Annotated in this window: 1 protein-coding gene; it reads left to right on the top strand. The window is 42.6% G+C overall.

What is annotated here, in order from left to right:
* Positions 1-305: hypothetical protein (locus tag PUR53_RS47970; RefSeq protein WP_329906963.1), on the top strand; the 305-nt coding region annotated here is incomplete at both ends.

A 305-nucleotide genomic window follows, 5' to 3' on the forward strand; every position in this document is an offset into this window, starting at 1 on the left:
AGGGGGGGGGCCCGGCCACCCCCCAAACAAACACCACAAACACACCCCCAAAAAAAAAAAAAAAAAAAAAAAAAAAAGCAACCCCCCCCCAAAACCCAACACCAAAACACACCCCCCCCCAACCCCCCCCCCCACCGGCCGCCCCCCCCCCAAAAACCACCAAAAAAAAAAAAAAAAAAAAAAAAAAAACCAACAAAAAACAAAAAAAAAACCCCAACACCAACAAAAAAAAAAAAAACAAAACAAAACACCCAAAACCAAAACACCCCCACAAACCCCAAAAAAAAAAAACAAAAACCACACAA

The organism is Streptomyces sp. SP18BB07, assembly GCF_036322545.1.
GTDB classification, from domain to species: Bacteria; Actinomycetota; Actinomycetes; order Streptomycetales; family Streptomycetaceae; genus Streptomyces; species Streptomyces deccanensis.